Annotated in this window: 3 protein-coding genes; 2 read left to right on the top strand and 1 reads right to left on the bottom strand. The window is 62.1% G+C overall.

Annotation, left to right across the window (positions count from 1 at the left end):
- Together ACFWPJ_RS28205 and ACFWPJ_RS28200 are read left to right on the top strand one after the other, a co-directional pair.
- A partial coding sequence (locus ACFWPJ_RS28205; protein WP_378855832.1) for a hypothetical protein occupies positions 1 to 319 on the top strand: 319 nt, incomplete at its 5' end.
- A 47-nt stretch (positions 320 to 366) separates the two neighbouring features.
- Positions 367 to 2415: a DUF262 domain-containing protein gene (locus tag ACFWPJ_RS28200; RefSeq protein WP_378855830.1), complete on the top strand. Its 2049-nt coding sequence runs from the start codon at positions 367 to 369 to the stop codon at positions 2413 to 2415.
- A 124-nt stretch (positions 2416 to 2539) separates the two neighbouring features.
- Here the strand turns inward: ACFWPJ_RS28200 and ACFWPJ_RS28195 are convergent, their stop codons facing one another.
- Positions 2540 to 3325, bottom strand: a complete 786-nt coding sequence (locus tag ACFWPJ_RS28195) for a hypothetical protein (protein ID WP_378855828.1) — start codon at positions 3323 to 3325, stop codon at positions 2540 to 2542.
- Positions 3326 to 3445 lie beyond the last annotated feature (120 nt).

Genomic DNA, 3445 nt, shown 5'->3' with positions numbered 1-3445 from the left:
GGGGTGGCGGGGTGCGCGCCCGACCCCCGAGGAACGCCAGATCCTGATCGACAACTTCCTGATCGCAGTCACCAGCCGCCTCACCGACCTCGTGGAGAGCCGCATCGTCGAAGAACCCCATGCGGAATGGGTGGAGGCCTACGCGATGTCCGGCAACGGCTCCGTCGCCCGCCGTGCCCATGCTCTCGACGTCCGCATACTGGAACGCGGTGCGCCGATGCCGGTAACGGGACGGGCGCTGGAATCGAATGCGCTTCTGACAGCAGTGGCACACCTGATCGATGCGGCGGCAGCCGAGCAGGGCGTCGTGTTCGAGTAAACGGCACCTCGTCGGTGTTCGGTGGCATCACAACAAAGGAGAAGTGAGTGGTCGCGGCGCAGGAAACCAGTCTGCAGCGGATTCTCGAGGGGAGCTCGCAGTACCTTGTTCCGCTGTATCAGCGGCCCTATGGGTGGGGTGATGAACAGCTGCAGGAGCTGTGGAGCGACGTCATCCAGCTGGCCGAAGATCGCATCGACGAGCCCGACTCGACCCACTTCATCGGTTCGGTGGTGTTGGCCCCTGCTCCGGCAGGTGTGGCAGGAGCAGTCACCCGCTTTCTCGTCGTCGATGGTCAGCAACGCCTGACAACCCTGACTCTGCTGCTCGCAGCGATCCGCGACTATCTGCGAGCAGTCGACGGTTCGGCGAGCCGCGACACCGATCGCATCCACAATCAGCTGCTGACAAATCAGTACCACGACGATCCCGATCGCCTGAAACTCCTTCCGACCCAGGTCGACCGGCCGGCCTACACGGCCGTTATCGATGGCTCCGCAACTGACGATGGCGGCAGAGTCGGCAACGCATACCGGTTCTTCCGCGCTCGCCTCGGCGAACTGGCTGCGGCCGACGATGTGCCTTTTGGGCTTTCGCAGGTCGTCCAAGCAGTGGTCTCGGGACTGTCAGTGGTGTCGATCAGCGCACACCCAGGCGACAATGTCCACCGAATCTTCCAGTCCCTCAACAACACCGGCCTGAAACTGACCCAGGGTGACCTCCTCCGCAACTACCTGTTCATGCGGCTGCCCAGTCGCAGCGACGAGGTCTACCGCACCCACTGGCTGCCATTGCAAGCCTCGCTGGACAACGAACGCATCGAAACTCTGTTCTGGATAGATATGCTGCACAAGCGGCCCAGCGTCAAGCAGGGCCAAACCTTCGCCGCGCAGCAGACCAGACTCGAGAAGCTGACTTCGGAAGAACAGATCGTCGAAGAAATCGAACGGATCGCACGGCTCGGCCGATTGTATAGGCTGATGATCGAACCAGCGGCGGAACCCGATCCCGATGTCCGCGTGCGCCTTGCCCGTCTTGCCGAGTGGGACTCGACCTCACCTGCGCCTTTGGTTCTGCACCTGCTGCTCCTCCGAGACCGAGGCGAAGCCTCGAACGAGCAAGTCGCACGAGCGCTGCTGTACATCGAGTCGTTGCTGGTGCGGCGGTTCTTGGTAGGCCGTGTATCGCAAGGCTTGAATCGCCTTTTCGCCGAGACTACGCAGCAGCTCGACCCCGCGCTGCCTGTCGACACCGCGCTCCGCGTCCACTTCTCGGCTGGTCGCAAGCACTATGCGACCGACAAGCAGCTGACCGACGCAATCGTGACCATGCCGCTCTATCTGACGGGCCGCAACGCCCACCGCAAGATTCTCATGACCTGGATCGAGGACCTGTTTCAATCGAGAGAAACCGTCCAGTCGGAGTCACTGTCGATCGAACACGTAATGCCGCAGAGCCTTTCGGCACAATGGCGCGCTGACCTGAGCGCAGAGTACGGCGAAGACGAAGTCGACATCCTTCACGATCGCTATCTCCACACCCTCGGAAATCTCACCTTGACGGGCTACAACGAAGCCCTGAGTAACCATGAGTTCAGCCGAAAGCGCGATACCCTGCGCGCCAGCAGCATCCGCATGAACCAAGACATCGCCGCGCACAAATCTTGGGGACCAATCGAAATCGAGAAGCGTGGGCTCGCGCTGGCCGAGCGGATCATCGAATTCTGGCCGGGCCCCGCGGACGAATCGACCTTCCCCGACAACCCCACGTGGGCGGAAATGCACCAACTGCTCACAGTGATGCCCACGGGCCGTTGGACCACCTACGGGGACCTCGGCAAACTACTCGGTACAGCAGCCCATCGCGTCGGCACGCGGCTGCGGTCCCACCCCGCACCAAATGCGCACCGTGTTCTGGACGCGCACGGCATGATTTCCTACGGCCCCGGCGATATACCGGAGAATCCACGTCAGCTTCTGGAAAGCGAGGGAGTCAGCTTCTCCGCGACTGGTCGGGCGGCTGCAGCCCTGCGACTGACCTCCGACGAGCTGAACCAACTGCAGACCGCTGCAGCGAATCTCGGCTTGCCACAATAAGTTCGATGTGGGGTCGAACTCCAGAAGATGCACGATTCCCTACTCGACCACGAAACCCGAAGACCCCTGTCGCATACCCGATCCAGCTGAGCTGGCCTGCCAACGCAGCGGAGGTATCGGCGGGCTACAGGCTCCCGAGCCTGCGGTGTTTTCGAACAAAGGTAAAGCCGGGCTTGAGCGGAGCGTCGTTGGCTAGTTCCGCGCGTCGACGCGCGTCGGCGTGGGCTTCGCGTGCTTCGTCACTCGCGTTATGGCCAGAGGGCAGGCGTCGCACGAAGCCGGCTACTTTGTGGGGTCGCTGACCTACTCGCGGATCGGCTTGTTGGCTGCGACTTTCGGCGCGGTGAACCTCGACGATTCTCGGCCGGAAGCTGAGCAGTTCTACCGGCGGTCGATATCGCAGCGCGGGGTAGACGGGTCGCCCGTCGGGACCAAGAGAACCTTCTACGCGTTGGATACGGCCCTCTCGCACAAGCCGAACAACGACGTGCGTGAGCTGCGGAAGCCGTGCTGTCGGGAAACCAAGTTCCACCATATTGCGTTCGAGAGCATCTTCGGCCAACACCGCGCGACCATCAGGGTCAAGGTAGCCTAGCGTGCGCATTGTCAAGATCACCCATTCAGCGACGCTACCGCCATGCTCGCTGATGGGTCCGGCATCGCGCATCAATACTTGGGCGTCGTATTGGTAGCCGACGCTGCGGCCTTCAACGCTCAGCGGTTGGGTCAATCGCCGGGTTTTGACGATGAACCGCCCGTTGTTGGGTTGCCAGGTGCAGTCAAGAAATATGCCAGGGAAGAAGTCACGTGGCCATTCGCCGGACTTGAGTCGCAGGCCCTCGGCGCTCGCGAGTGCCACCAGGTCCGCCTTCTCGCCACGAAGCAAGGTCGAGCGGTGGATCAGAGTCAACGAAATTCGATGCCCCGACGGATTCCGGCCCAGAGCCGCGGGGAACCCAAGGGGGCGCGGCTAGAGTGGAGGGATAAAGAAGTGGCGACAGGGCGGGTTGACCCCCAAAAAAACTCCCGG

It is taken from the genome of Nocardia sp. NPDC058497 (assembly GCF_042720195.1).
Taxonomy (GTDB): Bacteria; Actinomycetota; Actinomycetes; order Mycobacteriales; family Mycobacteriaceae; genus Nocardia.
This window is presented reverse-complemented; position numbering and strand designations above follow the sequence as displayed.